A 21,814-nucleotide genomic window follows, 5' to 3' on the forward strand; every position below is an offset into this window, starting at 1 on the left:
AAAATTCTCCCGGGTCGGGGCCGGCCGATCAGCGCTGGGCGACCAGCTTCTGGTTGGCGCTGACGAAGTCCAGGGCCTCGCCACCGTGGGCCTTGGCGAACTGCTCGGCCTGATCCTTGAGCAGGAAGGCTGCCAGTTCGCCCTTGCCGTTACGCACGAACCAGGCCTGGTTGGCCAACAGTTTGATACCGCTGTCAGCGGCCTGGGCGTAGATCGCGCGGATGTCCTTGCCCTCCTGCTCCAGCTGCGCCAAGGCGCTCAGCGCCGCTTCAGGTGAGGCGTAGTGGCGCACCTTGTCTTCGCCGCGCACCCAGATCTGCGCCAGGCGGCTGAAGTCGGTGATCGGCTTGCCGGTCAGGGCGTCATTGGCCTTGAGGGGCAGTGGCTGGTAGTGCTTGAGCGCCTGCTCGTAATCCAGCCCGGCCTGCTTGAAGGCGGCGCGAATGTACTGGTCATCGATGAACTGCGCGGTGTCCAGGCCACGGTCGGTTTTCTTCAGCAGCTTGAGCGTGTCGATCGACGTAGCCACCGCCTGGCGGTATTCAGGCTTCCAGGTCAGGTCGCGGGTCTGCAGGCCGAGCGGGCCGTGGAACAGGTAATTGACCTCGGCTTCGATGCCGGTGACCTTCTCGATCAGCTCGCTGTACTTCTCTGGCTCGGCGGCGATCAGGCGATCGGCCTCAAGGCTCGCGCGCAGGTAGGCGGTGACCACCTCGGGGTATTTCTTCGCGTAGTCGGCATCGACCAGCGCGCCATGGAAGGTCGGCGCATTGGCCTGCGAGCCATCGAAGATCTTGCGGGCGAAGCCGCGATTGGGGAACAGCTCGGCGAACGGCACGAAGTCGGCATGCGCTTCGATGCGGTTGCTGCGCAAGGCTGAACCGGCAATCTCAGGCGCCTGGGCGATGATCCGCACATCTTTCTGCGGGTCCCAGCCTTGGGCGGCGACGGCGCGCAACAGCATGCCGTGGGCGGTCGAGGCAAACGGCACCGAGATGGTCTTGCCCTTGAGCTCGGCTAGCGACTGCACGCCTGAGGCTGCCGGCACCACGATGCCATTGCCACTGCCGTGTACGCTACCGGACAGCACGCTGATGAACAGGCTGCGCTTGCCAGCATCGAGGTGAGCGACGCCGTTGAACGAGCCGGGGAAGTCGGCCATGGCGCCGAAGTCCAGTTTGCCGGCGACCATCTCGTTGGTCAGTGGCGCGCCGCTGGTGAAGTTCTTCCACTCGATCTGGTACTGGGCGTCCTTGTACTTGCCATCGTGTGGCAGGTATTTGTCCAACAGGCCCAGCTCGCGGATCAGCAGGCCGCCGGTGGCGCAGTTGATGGTGGTGTCCTGGGTGCCGATGGCGATGCGGATGGTTTCGGCGTGGGCATTCAGGCCAGCGATTGCCAGCGCGAGGCCGGCCACGGTTGCTACAAGGCGCATGGTGTTTCCCCTCGAATCATTTAGGTATTGGAATCGTCTCCGCCACCAGGCTTGGGTGGTGGGAAACGAGGGGGCGTACAGGTAAGGCGTCCGGTGGTTGGCCGGATGGCGGGTGTTTCAGCGCAGCAGGTACGGGATATCGACCTTCACCGCGCCGGTCGGGCAGTCCTTTTCGCAGGGCATGCAGTACCAGCATTCGTCGAAGGCCATGTAGGCCTTCTGCGTGGCCGGGTTTATGGCCAGCAGGTCCATGGGGCACACCTCGACGCAGACGGTGCAGCCTTTTTCGGCGATGCACTTGTCTTCGTCGATGGTCACCGGGGCGCTGCTGCGAAAGAATATTTCCTGGGGTTGATAGGCCATTTCACGGGGTCCTTGGGGCCTTTGGCCCTCGTTCTGTCAGTGGCATCGCAATCGCGGGGCAGGCCCGCTCCGACGCTAGATCCCAGGCGTGGGAGCGGTCTTGCCCCGCGATCAGGCGGCATCGGCCTTTACACGCAGCCGGTCGTACGCGGTCTGTTCGTCGGCATCCAGAGCAATCAGGTACGGCTCGACCGCCTTCTTGAAACTGGTCATCGCACCGTCCTCGCCCTTCTTCAGGTGGCAATGGCAGAACCACTCGCCATCGTTGCGCTCGGGGAAGTCGACCCGGTGGTGGTACAGCCCCCAGCGGCTTTCCTCGCGGAACAGCGAGGCGCGTGCGGCCATTTCGGCACAGTCGCGAATCACCGTGACCTCCATCGCCCGCATCAGCTCATGGGGATTGTTGGCCTTCATCTGCGCAAGGTCGCGTTCGATCTCGGCGAAGCGCGCCAGGCCGATCTCCATCTTTTTCGTTACTTTGGGCGGCTGCAGGTAGTCGTTGACCATGCGCCGCAGCTTGTACTCGACCTGCGCTGGCGGCAGACCGTGCTCACGCTGCAACGGCGCGAACACCCGCGCCCGCTCGCGCTCGACCTGCTCGACATCGACCTCGGCAAATTCCCGTCCGGCCACGTACTGCGCGGCATTGACCCCGGCGAACCAGCCATAGGTGAAGGCGCCGAGCATATAGTTGTGCGGCACCGCAGCCATGTCGCCCGCCGCGTACAGGCCCTTGACGCTGGTCTGGGCCTTCTCGTCGACCCACACGCCCGAGGCCGAATGCCCGGAGCAGAAGCCGATCTCGGAGATGTGCATCTCGACCATGTGCTGGCGATAGTCGGTACCACGATTGGCGTGGAACTGGCCGCGACTGGGGCGCTCGTTGCTGTGCAGAATCTCTTCGATGTTCTGGATGGTTTCCTCGGCCAGGTGATCGAGCTTGAGGAATACCGGGCCATTACCACCCTCCAGCTCCTGATGAAACTCCCACATCATCTGCCCGCTCCAGTAGTCGCACTCGATGAAGCGCTCGCCCTTGCTGTTGGCCGTGTAGCCACCCAACGGGCCAGTGACGTAGGCGCAGGCCGGGCCGTTGTAGTCCTTGATCAGCGGGTTGATCTGGAAGCACTCCAGGTTGGCCAGTTCAGCCCCTGCGTGATAGGCCATGGCGTAGCCGTCACCGGCATTGGTCGGGTTCTCGTAAGTACCCATCAAGTAACCCGACGAAGGCAGGCCCAGACGCCCGGCGGCACCGCAGGCAAGAATGACGGCCTTGGCGCGGACGACCTTGAACTCACCGCTACGGCAGTCGAATCCAAGAACTCCGGCAGCGGCGCCCTGGCCATCGAGCAGTACCCGTGTGCAGACCATGCGATTGCTGATCTCGATCCGCGCCCGCTTGAGCTGGCGGTACAACACCTTCTTGATGTCGTGGCCCTCGGGCATCGGCAGTACGTAGGCGCCCATGTGGTGCACCTTCTTCACCGCATAATCACCCGTCTCGTCCTTTTCGAACTTCACGCCCCAGCGGTCGAGCTGCTCGATGGTGGCGAAACTGTGAGTGGCATAGGCGTGCACTGCGGTCTGGTTGACGATGCCATCGTTGGCGACGGTGATCTCCTTGGTGTACTGCTCAGGCGTGGCGTGGCCGGGAATAATGGCGTTGTTCAGGCCATCCATGCCCATGCTGATGGCGCCGCTGCGCTTGACGTTGGCCTTGTCCAGCAGCAGGACGCGCAGACTTTTGTCGTGCTCCTTGGCCTTGATCGCCGCCATCGGGCCGGCGGTGCCGCCGCCGATGACGATAATGTCGTAGTCCTGGGTCTCGATACTCATGCCTTGCCCCCCTTCTGGCGGTCGATGCGCAGGCGATACTGGAAGGCATCGCCGCGGTAGTAGAGGTGTTCGAAGTCCAGCGGCGTACCATCGGCGGCGTGGGTCAGACGCTCGATGCGCATGATCGGCGCGCCCTCCTCGACCTCCAGTGCCTGGGTCAGGTCGCTGTCGGCCAGCACCGCGTCGATGGCCAGATCGGCGTGGCCAAGCTCGATGCCACAGTCGTTCTCCAGCACCAGGAAAATGTCGCGGGTGACCAGGTCGGCTTTTTCCAGCTTTTCACCGACCGCCTTGGGCAGCCAGGTCAGCTCCAGCGACACCGGCTCACGGTTGATCAAGCGCACGCGGCGGATCTCGGTGACCAGCTCTCCCTCCTCAACCTGCAAGCGCGCGGCTACCAGCGCACTGGCTGGCACGTGACGCAAGCTGCGCAGGCGGTTGATCACTTCGTAGCCCATCTGCGTCATCGACTCGGCCAAACCTTGCAAGGTGCTGACGTTCTGGAACGCCTTGGGCTTGGCGACGAAGGTGCCCTTGCCGTGGATCTTGAAGATCAGCCCCTCCTTTTGCAGATCGCCCAGCGCCTGGCGCACAGTGATGCGGCTGACATCGAAGGCCTTGCCCAGCTCGTTTTCCGACGGCATGCGGCTGTGCGGTGGGTAGCTGCCATCGAGAATGCGCTCGCGCAGCAGTTCCTTGAGCTGGGTGTAGAGCGGTACCGGGGACAGGGGGAGCAATTGGGCCATGGTTCTCTTCGCTGATCGGTGACTTGTTATAACAAGTTGTGACCAGAGAATAGCGAGTATAAGAATGGCTAGGGAAATACTGATATCGAATATGGATATTGCTGGCAGGCAAGTATCGGGCTCGGGTGGGGGCGGCCTGAAGATGCACAGGGAAAAACACCACAGATCAAGGCGATGGACGTCATTCCCCAAGATGGGTATCATTGCGCCGCGTTGCACTCGTAGCTCAGCTGGATAGAGTACTGCCCTCCGAAGGCAGGGGTCGTGGGTTCGAATCCCGCCGAGTGCGCCATATCTTGAAAAGCCCTGGGACTTGTCCCGGGGCTTTTTCGTTTGTGCGCCGCGTCGCGTTTCTGGTACTCCCGTGCCGCTGTCCTTTGATGTTAGCGTGAGCAGCTTCCCGTTCATCCGAGCGGGTACCTCCTTTCATGCATCAGCAAAGGAATGCGCTTACCCATGCACCTGAAAAAATTCTCTGCCCTGACCCTGTTGCTGGCCAGCATCGGCCTGTTCACCTCGCAGGCCCAAGCCAATCTTTCCCAGCAGCAATCGGCCGCCATCCTCAAAGCCTACGACGGCAGCGACCCGGCCGACTTCAAGCAATTCATCGGCAAGCTGGCCAACAGCGACCTGGCCAAGGCCGACAACCTGGGTGACACCCTCAAGGCCTACCTGGCCGGCAAGCCGCTGGCCGCCGAACAGCACAACGAGATCAACCGCCTGCTCGGCCTGTATACCCGCATCAAGTACGGCAAGGCCGCCACTGACAACCTGCGCGAGCTGGTCGCGATCCCGACTTTCCAGGTCGAAGGCGTAGCCCAGCATGACAATCCGCAATTTCACAAGATCGCCGACAAGATCAAAGCCTTGGCCGAGAGCTTCGGCCTGACGTTCCGCAACATCGACAACCGGGTCTACGAGATCACGCTCGGTGAAGGCAAGGAAGTGGTCGGCATTCATGCCCACGCCGACGTGGTGCCGGTCAATCCAGACAACTGGAAGCTCGAAGACGGCACTCACCTTGACCCGTTCAAAGTCACCCTGGTGGGTGATCGTATGTACGGCCGCGGCGCTGAAGACGACAAGAACGGCATCATCGTCGCGCTGTACGCCATGAAAGTCGCCAAGGACGAGAAGCTGCCGCTGGCTCGCCAATTGAAGCTGTTGGTCGACACCACCGAGGAAACCACCGGTGAGGCCATCCCCTATTACTTCGAGCGCAACCCGGTGCCGGACTACAACCTGGCACTGGACGGCGGCTATCCGGTGGTCATCGCCGAGAAAGGCTCTGGCGCGGTAATGGCCACCTTCCCCCGCCGCGCAGCCAGCGGCCAAGGTGCCGAGCTCACCAGCCTGACGGGTGGCCTGGCCAACAACCAGATCCCCACCACTTCGGTGGTGACCCTGATGGGCGAAAACCCTGCCGATCTCGCCGCGCGCCTGAACAAAGCCGGTGCGCAGTTCGTCAAGGATAACGGCGCTAACTTCAGCATCGAGGCGAAAGTCGAAGGCAAGCAAGTGCTGCTGACCAGCAAAGGCGTCTCGGCGCACTCTTCCGAGCCTGAGTCCGGGGTCAATCCGGTCGCGCGCATGCTGGTGTTCATCAACGGGCTGGGTGAGCACGTGCCGCTCAAGCACAACCACATCACCGACGCCGCCCGCTACGCCGCCGACAATTGGGGGCTGGACTACACCGGCAAGAAGCTGGGCATTGGCTTTGAAGATTCATTCATGGGCCCGCTGACGGCCTCGCCGACCTTCGTTGGCCTGGATGACAAAGCCCTGAAAGTGGCGGTCAACTTGCGTGTGCCTAAAGGCAAGCCAGTCGACACGCTCAAGGCCGAACTGGCCGACAAGCTCGGTGCCTGGGCCAAAACCAGCGCTGTTGCGGTGTCCTTCGACACCAACCTCGACCAGCCGATGTACCGCAATCCTGAAGGCGAATGGGTCAAGGCCCTGCTCGCAGTAGCCAGCGAGAACCTTGGCATGCCCCATGAGTTCGGCACTTCTGCCGGCGCCACTTCGGTGCATGACTTGCCCAATGGCGTGCAGTTTGGTCTGGCCATGCCCAACGTGAAATACACCGGGCACAACGACAACGAGTTCAAGACTGTGGAGCAATTCATGCTGGACTTGCAGATCGTCAGTGAGATGGTCGCGCGGATTGGGCAGATGCCAAAACTTTGAGGTTTAGCGCAATGGTTGAAAAAGGCGCTATGGCGCCTTTTTCTAAGGCCTGAGCTATGACCACGGGAATTATTGGCGCCAGCATTTCGCCATAATCGAAATATTTGGTAATCTCTGCGCCGCTTGCGCGCTCAGCCCGGCTTTTCGCAGGGCCTGACCGCCTGTTAGTTAGAGAATTTTTTAACCGGTGCCCAGCGGACATTGAGGTCCACGGCATCGGATTTCGACACAGGGAAGCGTTCGAAAGACGCCACAAAAGGATTTGCAATGGCAATGGTATTTTGCCGCGGCTGCGCCAAACAGTTGCACGAAACGGCACCCGCCTGCCCACTATGTGGCGCCCCCCAATTCGCTGTCACACCGCCTGCCCAGAGCATCGGCGGCGAGTCGTCGTGGATGGGCGTCACCGCGCTGATCCTCGGCATCCTCTGCTTGCTCTCCCTGTTCGATGACGCCGAATGGGACGCCGACACCCTGCTCGGTCTGAGCCTGTTCGCCTCGATCGGCCTGGTCAGCGGCATTGTCAGTATCAGCCAGAGAAAACCCGGCAACGGCATGGCCGTCGCCGGCGTCGTCATGACGGCGTTCTCACTGCTCTGCTTTATCGGACTATCAGTTAATTAATCGTGAGGGAAAACAAATGAGCATGGTGTTCTGCCGTGGTTGCGCCAAACAAATTCACCAGTCGGCCCTGAGCTGCCCAGGTTGCGGCGCCACCCAGACCACAACCTACACAGGCACGATCGGCAATGGCGCGACCGCGACCGTGGCCAGTGGTAATGCCTACATCGAAGTGATGAAGAAGTACGCCGTATTCAAGGGCCGTGCGCGCCGCAAGGAATACTGGATGTTCATCCTGCTCAACATGCTGGTGGCCTTCGTGGTCGGTTTTGTCGATGGCCTGATCGGTACCGCGCCAGCGCTGGGCGGTCTCTATAACCTGGCCGTGCTGCTGCCGAGCATCGCCGTTGCCGTGCGTCGCCTGCACGACAGTGACCGCAGCGGCTGGTGGCTGTTGGTGCCGATCGTCAACCTGGTGTTCCTGATCCAGGACGGCACCCAGGGCAGCAACCGCTTTGGTCCGAGCCCGAAAGGCATCGTCTGAGGCGGCCGGTGCACATGGATCATGGGAGGGCGGCCTGCGGGCTAATGCTGTTCACATAAGGCCTGATCAGCTTTGGCGCTGCTCTGCAGCCCTTCGCGGGCAAGCCCGCTCCCACAGGTCCGGCGCCGACCGTTATAGCGGCGCTGTTCCTGTGGGAGCGGGCTTGCCCGCGAAGGGCCGCAAAGCGGCCCCAACAACTTACGGACACAAGCCAGGCTCATGACGTTTTTCAATCAGGTCCATGCCGTTTTCCGCGTTGCCGTGCAGAGCGTCGTCGCCGATGCTTTAGTTACCTGAAGACCAGCATTTCCCCCCCACCGAGGCCTGTATGAAGAACGTCGAAGAACTCCTCAAAACCAAGTCCCAACATCAGACCGTCTACACCATTGGGCCAGATCTCTCGGTGCTCGAAGCCCTGAAGCTGTTGGCGGAGAAAAACATCGGTGCCTTACCGGTGGTAGAAAATGACCAGGTGGTGGGGATCGTCAGTGAGCGTGACTATGCGCGCAAGCTGGTACTCAAAGGCCGCTCATCCGCCGCTACCCCGGTCAGCGAAATCATGACCCGCGATGTGCTCACGGTCGATCCGAGCAAGAGCCTGGATCATTGCATGAACCTGATGACCGACCGTCACCTGCGCCATCTACCTGTGGTCAAGGACGGCAAGCTGCTCGGCCTGCTGTCGATCGGCGACCTGGTCAAGGAAACCATCGCCGAGCAGGCCAGCCTGATCCGCCAACTGGAGCAGTACATTCGCGGCGAGTGATCAGTGATAGGCACTCTCCAGCTCGTCCAGTTGATGGTCGAAGCTGCGCAGGCGCGCCGACCAGGTGTACACCAGCACTTCCAGATCGCGGTTGAGCAGCGCAGTGCCGCCCCGGCTGTTATCCGGGGTATCGCACAGATCCAGCTGGTAGCGCTCGCGGGCCATCGCCGCGGCCACGCTGGAAAGGTCGCGGGCAAAGGCCAGCCAGTGATGGTGCGGGTCGTGGGTCTCGCGGTCGAGTTCACGGCATTGGCACTTGAGGGCGTCCAGGCTCTGTTCCAGCGGCGTGCCCTTGAGCTCACCCATGACTTCTTCGAAGGTGCGCCCCGAATGCCAGTAGCTGCCCCAGAAATAACGGTCGAATACCGTCTCGACCCGGCGTAGCGCCACCTTGGTGTTCCAGATGGTCACCAACGTTCGCCCTTGGCTCACTTCGCGCTTGTTCAAGTGCAGTTGCTGCCAGGCGATCCACGCCAGACCGCAGAGCGCCACCGCCGCAGTCACCGCCGCAGCGGCGTACATGAACTGCACCGCCTGGTTCATCTGGTGGGTGTGCCGGATACCATAGAAGTAACCGGCGGTCAGGGTGCCCAGGATCGTCACGGTGCACCAGAAGCCTGGTGCGTAGGGATCTTTCATCGCGCTATCCCCTTATTGTTTTACCTGAGCATAGCAACGACCAAATCACCCATCAGGTGCCGCTCGGCGCTTTATTTTCGCGGGCGACGCAAGGCCTCGTTGAGTTGATCGAACGGCACCGCCCAATCGGCATCTTCGATGATGCTTTCCTTGAGGAACGCGCGCTGGGAGTCGGTCCAGAACGGCGCATCGACCAGCTTGATGTCGTTCTTCAGCGGCGAATGCGAGGTGATGAACTGATCGATGCTCTTGGCATCGTCCGCCAGCCCTAGTTGCTTGAACAGATCGGAAAACGGATGGTTCGGTGCTTCCATGGGTTCCTCCTTGGCCGGGAAGGTCGTCCACGACGCCTGCCCGGCACTGGGTTGAGATTCATCAGCAGAGCTCGCGCACTTCGGCCTGCGGGACCAGCTTGAGGTACTGCTCCATACTCATGTGGATCAGGTGATCGTGATCACCTGCCTCAAGGTAGACATCACCTTGGCGGGTCAAGGTCGGGTCGAGCAGCATTTTTATGTCATAGGCATCGCCCAACGCCGGAACAGCACCGCGTTCGCAATCACCGAACAGGGTCGGCAGGCCGCTTTCGCGGGTCAGTTGCCAGGCGCCGGTCATGCGCACCTTGCTCATGTCCAGGTGCCGGTTGGCCGGCAGCACCGCCATGATGTAGTTGCCGTGGCGGTCGTCGAGCAGCACCGACTTGGCGACTCGCTCGGCCGGTACGCCTGCGGTGCGCGCCGACTCCAGGCTGGTCGCGGAATGGGGATGGGGAACAATGTCATAGTCGCAGTTGGCCTGGTCCAGGCGCTGCTGCAGGGTCTTGGCCATACGCATGATGCACCTCCGGTTTCACCCCACTTATAGGAGCGGCGTTGTGCCGCGATTGGGCAGCAAAGCCGCCCGAGCGCCTGCGCATGAACAGCGCTGGCCTCGCCCCCTCTCCAAGTTTAGGCCCTGCCTCGAAGGGCACGACTAAACTTCACTGATAGAGACACTCGAGGTGACGACAGGTGATCGCTCGCTGCTGGCGCTGTTTGCTGTTGTTACTGCTGCTCGGCGTTGCCACGGGTGGCCACGCTGCGGCTGGCGGCAGCATCTGGATGCTGGATATCGATGACGCGATCGGCCCGGCCAGCGCCGATTACCTGGTACGCGGCCTGGACCAGGCGCAGCGACAAGGCGCCCAGCTTGTGGTGATCCGCATGGACACACCAGGCGGCCTGGACAGCTCCATGCGTCAGATCATCAAGGCCATCCTCGCCAGCCCCGTACCCGTTGCCACGTTCGTCGCCCCAGGTGGCGCTCGCGCTGCCAGTGCCGGCACTTACATCCTCTATGCCAGCCACGTGGCAGCGATGGCGCCGGGGACCAACCTGGGCGCCGCCACCCCTGTGCAAATCGGCATGCCCGGCAAACAGCCAGGCGCGACCAAGGACGACCAAACCGATACGCCAGACGATCAGGACACCCTCGCCCGCAAGCAGGTCAACGACGCTGCTGCCTACATCCGCGGCCTGGCCCAGTTACGTGGACGCAACGCCGACTGGGCGGAAAAGGCGGTACGCGAGGCCGTTAGCCTGTCGGCCAATGAAGCGCTGCGCCTGAAGGTCATCGACCAGATGGCCAACGATGTGCCCGACCTGCTGCGGCAACTGGACGGCAAGGCCCTGCAAGCCGCCGGCGAGCCGCGCCAGCTGCAAACCAATGGTGCGCCGCTGGTCGAGCACCTGCCGGACTGGCGTACCCGTCTGCTGGCAGTGATCACCAACCCCAGCGTGGCGCTGATCCTGATCATGATCGGCATCTACGGCCTGCTGTTCGAATTCATGAGCCCCGGCACAGGTGTGGGTGGCGTGATCGGCGGCATCAGCCTGCTGCTGGCGTTGTACGCCCTGCAGCTGCTACCGGTGAGCTATGCCGGGGTGGCGCTGATCATGCTCGGGCTGGCGTTCATGATCGCCGAGGCGTTCTTGCCCAGCTTTGGCGTAGTCGGCTTTGGCGGCATCGTCGCGTTCGTGGTCGGCGCGGTGATCCTGATGGACACCGACGCCCCTGGCTACGGCATTCCGCTGCCGTTGATCGTCACCTTGGCGCTAGCCTCGGCGCTGTTGCTCGGTGGCGTGCTGGGGATGGCCATGCGGGCACGACGACGGGCGCTGGTCAGCGGCGATGCCGGATTGGTCGGCAGCCTGGTGACAGTGACCCAGGTCACGGCGGACAACCCGTTCTGCGGCTCGGTACAGGCCCAGGGCGAACAATGGCAAGTGCAATGCGCGACGCCACTGCAGCCCGGCCAGCCGGTACGGGTGGTCGCCCGCCACGGCGTGCGGCTTGAGGTCAGCGCCACTGCGCCCACGGCGCAAGGAGAATGACGATGTTCGTGCAATTGGGCTTCGGCGCGCTGCTGATGCTGATCGGCGTGCTGCTGATCTCGGCGTTTCGCATCCTGCGCGAATATGAGCGCGGGGTGGTGTTCCAGCTTGGGCGCTTCTGGCAGGTCAAGGGGCCGGGGCTGATCCTGCTGATCCCGGTGATCCAGCAGATGGTTCGGGTCGACCTACGCACGACGTGCCGCCACAAGATGTCATCACCCGCGACAACGTCTCGGTCAAGGTCAACGCGGTGCTGTACTTTCGTGTGCTCGATCCGCAGAAGGCGATCATCCAGGTCGAGGACTTTCTCAACGCCACCAGCCAGCTGGCCCAGACCACCCTGCGGGCCGTGCTCGGCAAACACGAGTTGGACGAGCTGCTGGCCGAGCGCGAGCAGCTCAACCAGGATATTCGCCAAGTGCTGGACGCGCAGACCGATGCCTGGGGAATCAAGGTGGCCAACGTCGAGATCAAGCATGTCGACCTCAATGAATCGATGATCCGCGCTATCGCCCGCCAGGCCGAAGCCGAGCGCGAGCGGCGGGCCAAGGTGATCCACGCCGAGGGTGAACTGCAAGCGTCGGAAAAGCTGATGCAGGCCGCGCAGATGCTCAGCAAGGAGCCAGGGGCGATGCAGTTGCGCTACATGCAGACGCTGGGTTCGATTGCCGGGGACAAGAGCTCGACCATCGTCTTTCCGATGCCGCTCGATTTGCTCAAGGGAATGGTGGATCGGGATCGCTCATGACTGGGGCCGCATTGCGGCCCCAGACTGCATCAGAGCGGCGCCCGACGCAGGGTCGCGAGGAAGGTCGCAGCGCCCAGGAACAACCCGGCGAAGGTGCGGTTCAGACGCTTCTGCTGCTTGGGCGTACGCAGCAAGCGCAGGACCCGCGAAGCCAGCCCGGTATAACCCGCCATCACCAGCAGATCGACGCTGATCATGGTCACGGTGATCGCCAGGTACTGCGGCAACAGCGCCTCGTGCGGGTTGATGAACTGCGGCAGCACCGCCAGCATGAATACCAATGCCTTAGGGTTACTGACGTTCACCAGAAAGCCACGAAAGACCAGGCTCAACGGCTTGCCGATCGGCCGCACGCCGGACTCTTCGCTCATGTCCATCGGCAGCGCGCGCCATTGTTTGTAGGCCAGGTACACCAGGTAACCGACGCCGAACCACTTGATGACTTGGAAGGCAGTGGCGGATGCAGCGAGGATCGCGCCGACACCGGCAGCGATGATGGCGATTTGCACGATCAGGCCGATCTGTAGGCCTAGCGCGTTCCAGTAACCACGCCAGAAACCGTACTGTAGACCGCTGGACATCGAGGCAATCGCCCCGGCACCTGGCGACAGGCTGATCACCCAGCACGCGGCAAAAAAGGCCAACCACGTTTCCATCGACATCACACACCTCGCTCGTGCACATGTTGCAAAACGTTAAGCTACGAGGTTGATGAAAAAATGACCAGCGATATTTTGCAGAGACGGGTTTAGGCAGCCTTTCAGTCCCCTTGAACCGAAACATCCTTAGCCACACCCGGTACCTCAGCGCCCCGCCAGCGCCGCACCGATTTCTGGAAGAACTGGCTGTTCGGCACCTGCACCAGCGCCCCACCCGCTTCGGGCAGCTCCATCAAGGTCGTGAACAGCAGGTTGATGGCAATCACCCGACCCTTTACCCCTGGTTTGTCGAGGGTATCGACCAGCTCGACCACATCACCAATGCGAAACGGCCCCACGGTAAAGATCAGCACCGCACACAGCAGGTTGGACAACACGCTCCACATGGCGAAGAAAGCCACCGCCGCAACCGCGACGAAGCCTGACAGCGCAGTCCACAACACCGTCGCCGAAACGCCCATGCGCTCCAACACGAACAGCAGCGCGCTGCCCATGATCAGCCAACGCAAGCCGCCGCGCACCGGCACCAGCAGCTCCGGTGGCAACGGGTAACGCTCGCCCAGGCGGCTCAGGCAGCGGGCGATGAAGCGTTGCAGGACAAACGCTGCGACCAGGATCAGCAAAATCTGCAAACCCAACCACAGTGCGTCCATCCATTGCCCCGGCAGCAGGCCTTGCAACTCCTCCATCAGGACAGCGCCTCAAGATCGGCTTGCATGCTTTCCAGCAGTTCCAAGGCTTCCATCCAGGACTCCTCCAACTGCGCTTCGCGTTGCTTGAGTTTGCTCTGGCGGGCGAGCAAGTCGCGCAGCTCGTCCTTGCGGGCGGCTTCGTACAAGCCGCTGTCACCGAGCGCAGTCTCGATCTCGGCCAACTGGCTGTGGACCTGGCCCAGCTCGGTCTCCAGCTTCTCGGCGGCGCGCTTGTGCGGGGCCAGTTGCTGACGCAAAGCGGCTGCGGCCTGGCGCTGGGCCTTTTTGTCAGTCTTGTCCGGGTTGGCCGGCGCAGTACTGACCGGCGCATTGCGCTGGCGGTAGTCGATCAGCCAGCGGCTGTAGTCATCGAGGTCACCATCGAAGGTGTCGACCTTGCCATCGGCCACCAGCAGGAAGTCGTCGGTGGTGCTCTTGAGCAGGTGCCGGTCGTGAGAGACCACCACCACTGCGCCACTGAACTCCTGCAAGGCCATGGTCAAGGCCAGGCGCATTTCCAGGTCGAGGTGGTTGGTCGGTTCGTCGAGCAGCAGCAGGTTCGGCCGCTCCCAGGCAATCAGGGCCAGCGCCAAACGCGCCTTCTCACCACCGGAGAAGTTCACCACCGGCTCCTCGGCGCGGGCGCCATGGAAGTCGAACCCGCCAAGGAAGTCGCGCAGGGTCTGCTCCCGTTCAGTTGGGGCGATGCGTTGCAGGTGCAACAGCGGGCTGGCCTTGTCATCCAGCGAATCGAGCTGGTGCTGGGCGAAGTAGCCCACCGCCAGGTTTTCGCCGCGCACCAGCCGCCCACCGAGGGGTTGCAGCTCACCGGCAAGGTTCTTGATCAGGGTCGATTTACCGGCGCCGTTCGGGCCGAGCAAGCCGATACGGGCGCCTGGTGTCAGCTGCAGCTTGACCTTCTCCAGCACCGCCTTGTCGCCATAGCCCAGGCGCCCTTCGGAAAGGTCGAGCAGTGGGCTGGAGATTTTTTCCGACTCGCGGAAAACGAAGTCGAACGGCGAATCGACATGCGCCGCCGACAGCTCTTCCATGCGTTCCAGCGCCTTGATCCGGCTCTGCGCCTGACGGGCCTTGGTGGCCTGGGCCTTGAAGCGGGCGATGTACTTTTCCATGTGCGCGCGCTGCGCTTGCTGCTTCTCGTAGGCCTGCTGCTGTTGCGCCAGGCGCTCGGCGCGGGTGCGCTCGAAGGCGGTGTAGCCGCCCTTGTAGAGGTTGAGCTTGCGCTGCTCGACATGCAGCACGTGATCGACCACCGAATCGAGGAAGTCTCGGTCGTGGGAAATCAGCAGCAGCGTGCCTGGATAGCCCTTGAGCCAGTCTTCCAGCCAGAGGATGGCATCCAGGTCCAGGTGGTTGGTCGGCTCATCGAGCAGCAGCAGGTCGGACGGGCACATCAGCGCCTGGGCCAGGTTGAGGCGCATCCGCCAGCCACCGGAGAAGTCACCGACGCGGCGGTCCATCTGCTCGTTGCTGAAGCCAAGGCCCGCCAGCAGCTTGCGCGCACGGGCGTCGGCGGTATAGCCGTCGGCTATCTCCAGCTCGCTGTGCAAGCGGGCCAGGGCCGTGCCGTCATGGGCTTGTTCGGCCAGCGCCAGCTCGGCCTGAACCTGGCGCAGGCGGATGTCGCCGTCGAGCACATAGTCCACCGCCACCCGGTCGAGGGTGTCGACCTCCTGGCGCATGTGGGCGATGCGCCAGTCGCCAGGCAGCTGGCAATCGCCGCCGTCGGGCGTGAGCTCACCGCGCAGCAAGGCGAACAGGCTGGATTTGCCGGCGCCGTTGGCACCGATGAGGCCGGCTTTGTGACCGGTATGCAGGGTCATCTCGGCGCCATCTAGCAAGCGCTGCGGACCACGCTGTAAAGTGAGGTTGGATAGTCTGATCATGATGGTCGCGGAGTCTACCAGCTTCCTCGGCCGCAAGCGCGAGTGGAACCATGCACACCGACCTGTGGAATCACGCCCTGGCCCTGTACGCCAAGCCGGGTGTCGAAGAGGCCTGCCTGAGCCTTCAGCAATTGGGTGCGGACGTTTGCCTGCTGCTCTGCGCAACCTGGTTGCAGGCGCAGGGTGTCAGCGCTGATGCCGAGCGCGTGCAGGCCCTGGGCGAGCTTGCCCGGACTTGGCAGCAGGAGGTGGTGATGCCCCTGCGTAGCCTGCGCCAACAATGGCGCAGCGCTGCGCAAACCGACCCGCAGTTGGCCGCCTTGCGTGAGCAGGTCAAGGGTTTGGAATTGCAGGCAGAGAGAACGCTACTGGAGCGCTTGCAAGCATGCTCGCGACAATGGCCCGCGGGCTCGAACGAGACCACGGACGATTGGTTGGCCCGGCTGGCACCAGACCGTTGCCACGACCACGACGCGCTGCATCAGCTGCGCGTCGCGGCGCAGCAGCTTCAGGAAGCCGAAGACGGCGTCTGAGCTGGGGCGCTGGCCGGGGCCGAAGCGGTCGAGGATGGCGCTGCCGAGTTGGTCGCAGAGGCCGAGCTGCTCGCGGACGGTGCAGGCTTGGCTTCGGCTGGCTTGCTTTCGACCTTGGCAGCGGCAGGCTTGGCTACGGCTGGTTTGGTGGTAGCTGGCTTGGCCGGTGCTTTAGCAGCAGCAGGCTTGGCGGCGGGTTTCGCAGCGGCTTTCACGGGTGCCTTGGCAGCGGCTGGTTTGGCGGCTGGTTTAGCCGCGGCGGTCTTGCCAGCAGGTTTGGCGGCTGGTTTAACCGCGGCGGTCTTGGCAGCAGGTTTCGCTGCAGCGGTTTTGGCCGGTGCTTTGGCGGCGGCTGGTTTGCCTGCAGGTTTCGCTGCAGCAGCTTTAGCAGGCGCCTTGGCCGCTACTGGCTTGGCGGCTGGCTTGGCAGCAGGTTTGGCTGCAGCGGTCTTGGCCGGGGCCTTGGCGGCTGTCGGTTTCGCGGCAGTTTTAGCAGCTGGTTTGGCGGCAGCGGTTCTAGCCGGGGCCTTGGCTGCGGCTGGCTTAGCAGCCGGCTTGGCAGCAGGTTTGGCTGCGGCGGTTTTCGCAGGGGCCTTGGCGGCAGCTGGTTTAGCTGCGGTTCTGGCTGCTGGCTTAGCGGCAGCGGTTTTTGCTGGTGCTTTGGCTGCGGTGGCTTTCACCGCTGGCTTGGCAGCCGACTTAGTCGCAGCAGGTTTGGCTACAGCTTTGCTGGCAGCAGCACGCTGGCCGAGGGCCTTACCGGCTGCTTCACGCACTTTGCCAACACCCTGGGCAAGTTTCAGGCTTTCCTGAGCATCACGCTTGAGTTGCTGGATATAAGTACGGGTCTGCGATTGACGCTCCTTGAGTGAATCGAGCAATGCTTCAAGTTCACCCGCGGCTTTATGCGCCTTGTTCTGCGCCTTGGCTTTGCCGGCCTTGGCCGCGTCCTGCAATTTCAGACGCGAGTTGTGCAGTTTTTCCTGCGCCTTGCCACGTTGCTTTTCCAACTTTGCCAACAGTTTCTCTGCATCCGCCAGCGCTTGCGAGCAGGCATCTTCCAGATGTTCGAGCAGGCTACCGGAAAGTTGCTGGAGCAGGTGCAACGGCGTACTTACTGGCTTCTTCTTGGCCGACATGGTTTACCTCCTGGCTGACGAGATTGCGGCTCATACTATGCTTCTGCTGCTACCGCCGCTAGGGCATGTTGACAGTATTGTTAGCGCCGCGTTGCATGCCTGGGCAAAGTTGTTATCTTGCAGCTCCGTGCAAGTGTAGTTCGCCATTAAAGTATTGCTGATATTTACACGGGGCCGACAACAAGGCTGGCATACTTGCCAATCTTCGCCGCAGGAGTCGACCGTGCCTCGTTATCTTGTTTTTGGCCTGTGCCTGATGGCGCCCTTGGCCCTCGCCGCCGCTGATAAACCATCATCCAATGACCAGGACCTGGCTTACAGCCTGGGCGCCAGCCTTGGTGAACGGCTGCGCCAGGAAGTCCCCGGCCTACAACTCGACGCCCTGGTCGAGGGCCTGCGCCAGGCTTATCAGGACAAACCCCTGAAGCTCGACAAGGCGCGCATGCAGCGCATTCTCGAGCAGCACGAAGAGCAGGCCAACGCCGCTTCCGAGCAGACTCAGGTAGACCAACTCAAGGCCGTGGAAACGCGCTTCATGGCTAACGAACGCGCCCGCAAAGGCGTACACGAATTGCCCGAAGGTATTCTCTACAGCGAGTTGGTCGCAGGCACTGGTGCTCAGCCAAAGGCCACCGGCAAGGTGCAGGTGCGCTACGTAGGGAAGTTGCCAGACGGCTCGGTGTTCGATCAGAACCAGCAACCACAATGGTTCAGCCTGGATTCGGTAATCGAAGGGTGGCAGGTGGCACTGCCGAAGATGAAGGCGGGCGGCAAGTGGCGGCTGGTGATTCCATCGGCCCAGGCCTACGGTGCCGAAGGTGCGGGCGACTTGATCGCGCCCTACACCCCGCTGGTATTCGAGATCGAACTGCTGTCGGTGGCGGACTGATCCGGGCCATCAGGCCTGGACCGCATCCTCTTGCTTGTGAGCGTTGTGCAGCACTTCGATCAGGCAGTCTTCCAGTTCGAAGCGCTCACGTAGCAAGGCACCGAGCTTGCTCAACTTGTCGGCGAATCGCTCAGGATCGGTGCACTCACCTTTGGCACAATGGTCGTTGAACGCCAGGGCGATCTGAGTGCTGGCATCGATGCGCGGGTTGATCTGGGTAGCCAGCTCCAAGGCCCCCTGATCACCGAAGGCCTTGGCTTCGCTGACCAGCTGTTCGCTGATTTCGAAATGCCAGGCCGAGACATAGTCGACCAACACCGCGCAGAAACCACTGTTCTTGTCCTTGTCGGCGAAGGCCGGCTTGGCATCGCGCAGGGCACGGAAAGACTGCACCAGCTCTTCGCGTTCCTGGAGCCAACGGTCAATCAGCTTGTGAACCCCGCCCCAGCGTTCCTGGGCATTCTGACAACTATCGAGCATGGCGATTCTTCCCTTCTGGGTAGATGCCGCTGCACCTCGTTCCACAACTCTGCGGCACAAAGGTGACATCAGCAGGACGGCATCGAGCAGTTGTGTTTTTCGGTATCCGTGCAGGGAGATTATTCCCGCACGTGCTGCCCTTCAAGGTACGCATTGGACAAAGTTCATACAAGCGTTTCATCCCTGGGTATTACGCCATTGGTCGAGCAACTGGCCCAGGCTTGCGCCAAGTCAAAGCGTGTTGAGGGTGCGGAAACGATACGCCAACAGGCGCGACAGGGGCAGCGCCGCGAGCAGCAGGAAGGCCAGCAGGCTCCATTCGGGCAGGGTCAGGTCAAGAAAGCTCCAGGTCAGCGAGCCGCAGTCCGGGCCACCCAACAAAAACGTCTTCAGACCCTGGCTCCAGGAGTGCTCGAAAAGCCTGCCGATAGGCGCCGGGCAGGTCTCGATCGGCATACCACTGCCCTGTAGCCAGACATGCCGCGCCGCCAACAGCGCGCCACCTGCCGAGCAGGCCAGCGTCAGCCGCGCATAGGTGCGCCAGCCCAGCCCCGACGGCGCGTGAACAACTGCACACAAGCAGACCATGGCGTACAGTGCCAACAGCAGGCGCTGGCTATAGCACAGCGAACACGGCGCAAGGCCCAGGCTGTTTTCCAGCACGAAGGTTGCGCTCAGGATCGCCAGCGAGGCGAGCAAGGCAGGCAGGTAGCAAATTCGGTAACGGGCCAGCGACATGAGCGATGTAGGTCCCGGGGGAGTCAGTGACGTGACTTGAAACGGTAGAGGAAAGCGACAGTTTGTTTCAAGGCACTACAGTAGAGACAAGTCGCTGAATGCGCGGGAAAAGTTTCATCTTTGCGTAGGAAGATTCTGATGGCGGTACTGTAACCCGGCCGAATGCTTGTGGATAAACGCCGTACCCCCGGACCTGCACATCATTGCGCAGGTCCGGGGATGGGTCAGGCGCGTACGCCCTCGGGCAGCGGCAGCGCCAGCAGGCGCTCATCCAGCAACCCCAAACCCTCCTGGAACAACTGATTGCTGCGCTCGATCTCGCCTAATCCTGCGAGCAGACGCGCAAGCTCGGCACAGGTTTCTGGATTGCGCTCCAGGCGCAGGCTGCTTTCCAGATAGTCACGGGCTTTGCCCCAAAGACGATTCTGCAGGCTCAGGCGGCCCAGCGTGAGCAGCAGGCTTGGGTCTTGCGGGTGGTCCTTGAGCCACCCTTCGGCGGTCTGCAACTGCCGCGCGGGGTCTTCACCGCGCACCAGCCCGTAGAGCCGGGCCAGGTGGCTCTCGTATTGACGCTTGAGTGCCGCGCGCAGCACCTGTTCGGCTTCACCCTGGGCGCCCACCTGGCGCAGCTGTTCGGCGTAGGCCAAGACCAGTTGCGGCTCTTGGCGCTGGGCCGAGGTCAGCTGCTGCCAGGCGCGCTCCAAGGCTTGGCGCGCGCTCTGGGAGTCTTCTCCTCGGGTTGTCGCCAGATTCAGGTTTTGCCCCCAGGCCCGCTGTTCCAGCTCGGCCAGCTCGCTAGCCGGCAACACCTTGCCCTTGCGCAGCTCGGGCAGCAGGCGAATCAGCGCCGGCCAATCGCCGCGCTGCAGATACAATCGTTGCAACAGACGCAGCACCTGGCCGTTGTGCGGGTGACGCTCGTGCATCGCCAGCAAGGTTTCCAAGGCGCCATCAGCTTCACCACGGTCCATCTGCAATTGCGCATGGGTCAAGGCAATCGCCAGCTCTGCTTGCGGCTGACGCTCCAGGGCGCGCTCCAGCAGGTTGTCGCTGTCTTCGCTGCGGCCCAGCTCGTTGGCTGCGCGCGCGGCACCGAGGTAGTACATCAGCGGCTGGCGCTCGGCCTCGGCAGCGCGATGCAGGTGACGCTGAGCGCTGGCCCAGCGGCCTTCGGCCAGATCCAGCTGGCCTTGCTCGACAGCGATACGCGTGCGCCGACGGCGGTTGCGCCGCGACCAAGGGTTGACCACGCCACTGGAGGTCAATACCAGGCCAATCAGGTAACGCAGCAGCCACAGCGCCAGGACGATACCCACCAACGCACCCAACGCGGCCCACAAGCCAGACTGGTAGCGAAAGCTGCCATAGGCGATCAGTACGTAGCCACTGTGCTTGGCAATGGCGATGCCCAACGCTGCGGCTACCACGATTGCCAGTACCGCCAGCAGGTAGACCCGCTTCATGGCTTGCCCCCTTCTGTTTCAGTGGGCAGATGGCGGCGCTGAATGTAGGCCTGCACTGCGGCCAGGCTTTCGCTCAAATCGGGGGTAACCACCGAGACCGGCTGCTCGGCCAGGGCATTCAAGCTGTCGAGCATGGCCTTGCTTTGCGGGTTGTCGGCGTTGAAGTTGGCCAGCAACACGCTGCGGGCATCGTCCAGGGCCTGGGTATAGACCTTTGCCTCACCATTGAGGGCCGCCCACTGGGCTTGCTCGATGGTCAGGCTCAGGGCCAGGCGCAACTGATTGAGCGACTGCCCGGCCAGCAGTGGGCGGACGTTGTCGTCAGCGTCGAATTCGATCTGGAAGTACTTGGAAATCTCTGCCCACCACTGCGACCAGCGGCTGGCACCATCGCCGTCGGAGGTCAGCGCGCCGAGGGCGTCGGCATTGCCATCGAACTCTGGCGACTGGGCGCTCAGCTGCTGGACTTGCTCGCGCTGGGCAGCCAGCTTGAGGAACAGGCCGGTGCGGTCTGGCTGCGCAGTACTGTTGAGGGTCGCCAGGCTGCGGGCCAATTGCTCGCGAGCGGCGAAGGCACCTGGATCGCTTTGTTCACGCAGGATCTCGTCAGCGCCTTCGACCAGGGCCTTGGCACTGGTGATGTCTTGCAGGGCGGACAAGCGCAAGGTCGCCAGGCGCAACAGGTGTTCGGCCTCAGCCAGGCGCCATTCCTTGCGGCTCTCGCCCAGCACGGTTTCCAGGCGCTGGCTCAGACGCTGCTGATCGCCCTGCAGCTGCGCCACCAGGCGGCGACGGTCTTCAAGCTCACTGGCTGCCGGCAGACTGGCCAGCTGGGCGCTGATTTGTTGATCGCGTTGCTGCAAGGCAGCGGTCTGCTCGCTCAGCGCTTCGAGGCGCTGGCCCTGGCCTTGCTCGCTGCCCTGCAGCTGTCGCACCTGCCAGACGCCCCAGCCCCCGACCGCGACCCCGGCGGCACCGAGCAGCAACGCCAGCACTGCAAGGCCATTGCCTGAACGCTTGGCGGGCTTTGCGGCTGGGGTTTCCAGCGCGTCGGCTGCGGTGGGCTGTTCGTTGTTGGACAAGACAGTTTCGCTCACGTATCCATCCTTTGCATGGG

At 62.6% G+C, this 21,814-nt stretch carries 22 protein-coding genes, 1 tRNA gene and 1 pseudogene; 9 read left to right on the forward strand and 15 right to left on the reverse strand.

Going from position 1 to position 21,814, the window contains the following annotated elements:
- Positions 1–28: 28 nt before the first annotated feature.
- From OIU19_RS05020 to OIU19_RS05035, 4 genes are all read right to left on the reverse strand, one after another.
- On the reverse strand, positions 29–1,435 hold the full coding sequence (locus OIU19_RS05020) for an ABC transporter substrate-binding protein (protein WP_264233842.1): 1,407 nt from the start codon (positions 1,433–1,435) through the stop codon (positions 29–31).
- 117 nt (positions 1,436–1,552) lie between these two features.
- A complete protein-coding gene (locus tag OIU19_RS05025) occupies positions 1,553–1,798 on the reverse strand; it encodes a ferredoxin family protein (RefSeq protein WP_008096634.1) in 246 nt (81 codons plus the stop codon).
- A 111-nt stretch (positions 1,799–1,909) separates the two neighbouring features.
- Complete coding sequence (locus OIU19_RS05030) at positions 1,910–3,634, reverse strand: fumarate reductase/succinate dehydrogenase flavoprotein subunit (protein ID WP_264233845.1); 1,725 nt, start codon at positions 3,632–3,634, stop codon at positions 1,910–1,912.
- Positions 3,631–4,380: a GntR family transcriptional regulator gene (locus OIU19_RS05035; protein ID WP_264233847.1), complete on the reverse strand. Its 750-nt coding sequence runs from the start codon at positions 4,378–4,380 to the stop codon at positions 3,631–3,633. Before OIU19_RS05035 ends, OIU19_RS05030 begins: the two co-directional genes overlap by 4 nt.
- A 215-nt stretch (positions 4,381–4,595) precedes the next feature.
- Between OIU19_RS05035 and OIU19_RS05040 the strand changes: the two genes are divergently transcribed.
- The 5 genes from OIU19_RS05040 (at position 4,596) to OIU19_RS05060 (ending at position 8,438) form a co-directional block, all read left to right on the forward strand.
- Positions 4,596–4,672: transfer RNA gene (locus tag OIU19_RS05040), tRNA-Arg, on the forward strand.
- Between the two features lie 164 nt (positions 4,673–4,836).
- Complete coding sequence (locus tag OIU19_RS05045) at positions 4,837–6,567, forward strand: dipeptidase (protein WP_264233849.1); 1,731 nt, start codon at positions 4,837–4,839, stop codon at positions 6,565–6,567.
- Positions 6,568–6,834: 267 nt separating this feature from the next.
- Positions 6,835–7,191 (forward strand): RING-HC finger protein, encoded by a 357-nt coding sequence (locus OIU19_RS05050; RefSeq protein ID WP_264233850.1) that lies wholly within the window; start codon positions 6,835–6,837, stop codon positions 7,189–7,191.
- A 22-nt stretch (positions 7,192–7,213) separates the two neighbouring features.
- Positions 7,214–7,672: a DUF805 domain-containing protein gene (locus OIU19_RS05055; RefSeq protein ID WP_372353290.1), complete on the forward strand. Its 459-nt coding sequence runs from the start codon at positions 7,214–7,216 to the stop codon at positions 7,670–7,672.
- A gap of 328 nt (positions 7,673–8,000) precedes the next feature.
- Positions 8,001–8,438, forward strand: coding sequence for a CBS domain-containing protein (locus OIU19_RS05060; RefSeq protein WP_186552922.1), 438 nt, complete (start codon positions 8,001–8,003; stop codon positions 8,436–8,438).
- On the opposite strand, the gene OIU19_RS05065 is transcribed toward OIU19_RS05060, so the two are convergent.
- The 3 genes from OIU19_RS05065 to OIU19_RS05075 all read right to left on the reverse strand — a co-directional run bounded on the left by OIU19_RS05065 (position 8,439) and on the right by OIU19_RS05075 (position 9,911).
- The gene (locus OIU19_RS05065) at positions 8,439–9,077 is read right to left on the reverse strand and encodes an NADH:ubiquinone oxidoreductase subunit N (protein WP_264233855.1); all 639 of its coding nucleotides are present in this window, start codon (positions 9,075–9,077) and stop codon (positions 8,439–8,441) included.
- Between the two features lie 71 nt (positions 9,078–9,148).
- Positions 9,149–9,391: a DUF2789 domain-containing protein gene (locus tag OIU19_RS05070; protein ID WP_264233857.1), complete on the reverse strand. Its 243-nt coding sequence runs from the start codon at positions 9,389–9,391 to the stop codon at positions 9,149–9,151.
- A 61-nt stretch (positions 9,392–9,452) separates the two neighbouring features.
- Complete coding sequence (locus tag OIU19_RS05075) at positions 9,453–9,911, reverse strand: aminoacyl-tRNA deacylase (protein ID WP_186552925.1); 459 nt, start codon at positions 9,909–9,911, stop codon at positions 9,453–9,455.
- Between the two features lie 176 nt (positions 9,912–10,087).
- On the opposite strand from OIU19_RS05075, the gene OIU19_RS05080 reads away from it, so the two are divergent.
- Both OIU19_RS05080 and OIU19_RS05085 read left to right on the forward strand, forming a co-directional pair.
- Positions 10,088–11,449 (forward strand): nodulation protein NfeD, encoded by a 1,362-nt coding sequence (locus tag OIU19_RS05080; protein WP_264233859.1) that lies wholly within the window; start codon positions 10,088–10,090, stop codon positions 11,447–11,449.
- Between the two features lie 2 nt (positions 11,450–11,451).
- Positions 11,452–12,197: pseudogene (locus OIU19_RS05085) on the forward strand (slipin family protein).
- Positions 12,198–12,226: 29 nt separating this feature from the next.
- On the opposite strand, the gene OIU19_RS05090 reads toward OIU19_RS05085, so the two are convergent.
- From OIU19_RS05090 to OIU19_RS05100, 3 genes are all read right to left on the reverse strand, one after another.
- Entirely contained in the window at positions 12,227–12,859 is a 633-nt protein-coding gene (locus OIU19_RS05090; RefSeq protein WP_186552928.1) for a LysE family transporter, read from the reverse strand.
- Between the two features lie 98 nt (positions 12,860–12,957).
- Entirely contained in the window at positions 12,958–13,545 is a 588-nt protein-coding gene (locus OIU19_RS05095) for a mechanosensitive ion channel family protein (protein ID WP_264233861.1), read from the reverse strand.
- Positions 13,545–15,455, reverse strand: coding sequence for an ATP-binding cassette domain-containing protein (locus OIU19_RS05100; RefSeq protein WP_264233863.1), 1,911 nt, complete (start codon positions 15,453–15,455; stop codon positions 13,545–13,547). Before OIU19_RS05100 ends, OIU19_RS05095 begins: the two co-directional genes overlap by 1 nt.
- Before the next feature lie 50 nt (positions 15,456–15,505).
- Between OIU19_RS05100 and OIU19_RS05105 the strand changes: the two genes are divergently transcribed.
- Positions 15,506–15,988, forward strand: coding sequence for a TIGR02444 family protein (locus OIU19_RS05105; RefSeq protein ID WP_264233865.1), 483 nt, complete (start codon positions 15,506–15,508; stop codon positions 15,986–15,988).
- Here the strand turns inward: OIU19_RS05105 and OIU19_RS05110 are convergent.
- Positions 15,964–17,127, reverse strand: a complete 1,164-nt coding sequence (locus OIU19_RS05110; RefSeq protein WP_264233867.1) for an AlgP family protein — start codon at positions 17,125–17,127, stop codon at positions 15,964–15,966. The genes OIU19_RS05105 and OIU19_RS05110 overlap by 25 nt on opposite strands.
- A gap of 223 nt (positions 17,128–17,350) precedes the next feature.
- Between OIU19_RS05110 and OIU19_RS05115 the strand changes: the two genes are divergently transcribed.
- The gene (locus OIU19_RS05115; protein WP_264233869.1) at positions 17,351–18,016 is read left to right on the forward strand and encodes an FKBP-type peptidyl-prolyl cis-trans isomerase; all 666 of its coding nucleotides are present in this window, start codon (positions 17,351–17,353) and stop codon (positions 18,014–18,016) included.
- A gap of 9 nt (positions 18,017–18,025) precedes the next feature.
- On the opposite strand, the gene rsd is transcribed toward OIU19_RS05115, so the two are convergent.
- The 4 genes from rsd to OIU19_RS05135 form a co-directional block, all read right to left on the reverse strand.
- Positions 18,026–18,496 carry a sigma D regulator gene (gene rsd / locus OIU19_RS05120; RefSeq protein WP_264233871.1) on the reverse strand — a complete coding sequence of 157 codons (471 nt, stop codon included), beginning with the start codon at positions 18,494–18,496 and terminating at the stop codon, positions 18,026–18,028.
- Positions 18,497–18,727: 231 nt separating this feature from the next.
- Complete coding sequence (locus OIU19_RS05125; protein WP_264233873.1) at positions 18,728–19,234, reverse strand: disulfide bond formation protein B; 507 nt, start codon at positions 19,232–19,234, stop codon at positions 18,728–18,730.
- Between the two features lie 224 nt (positions 19,235–19,458).
- The gene (locus tag OIU19_RS05130; protein ID WP_264233875.1) at positions 19,459–20,697 is read right to left on the reverse strand and encodes a heme biosynthesis protein HemY; all 1,239 of its coding nucleotides are present in this window, start codon (positions 20,695–20,697) and stop codon (positions 19,459–19,461) included.
- A complete protein-coding gene (locus OIU19_RS05135; RefSeq protein ID WP_264233877.1) occupies positions 20,694–21,794 on the reverse strand; it encodes a uroporphyrinogen-III C-methyltransferase in 1,101 nt (366 codons plus the stop codon). Before OIU19_RS05135 ends, OIU19_RS05130 begins: the two co-directional genes overlap by 4 nt.
- Positions 21,795–21,814: the final 20 nt, after the last annotated feature.

Origin of the sequence: Pseudomonas sp. BT-42-2 (assembly GCF_025847435.2) — a bacterium.
In the GTDB taxonomy this organism is placed as follows: Bacteria; Pseudomonadota; Gammaproteobacteria; order Pseudomonadales; family Pseudomonadaceae; genus Aquipseudomonas; species Aquipseudomonas urmiensis.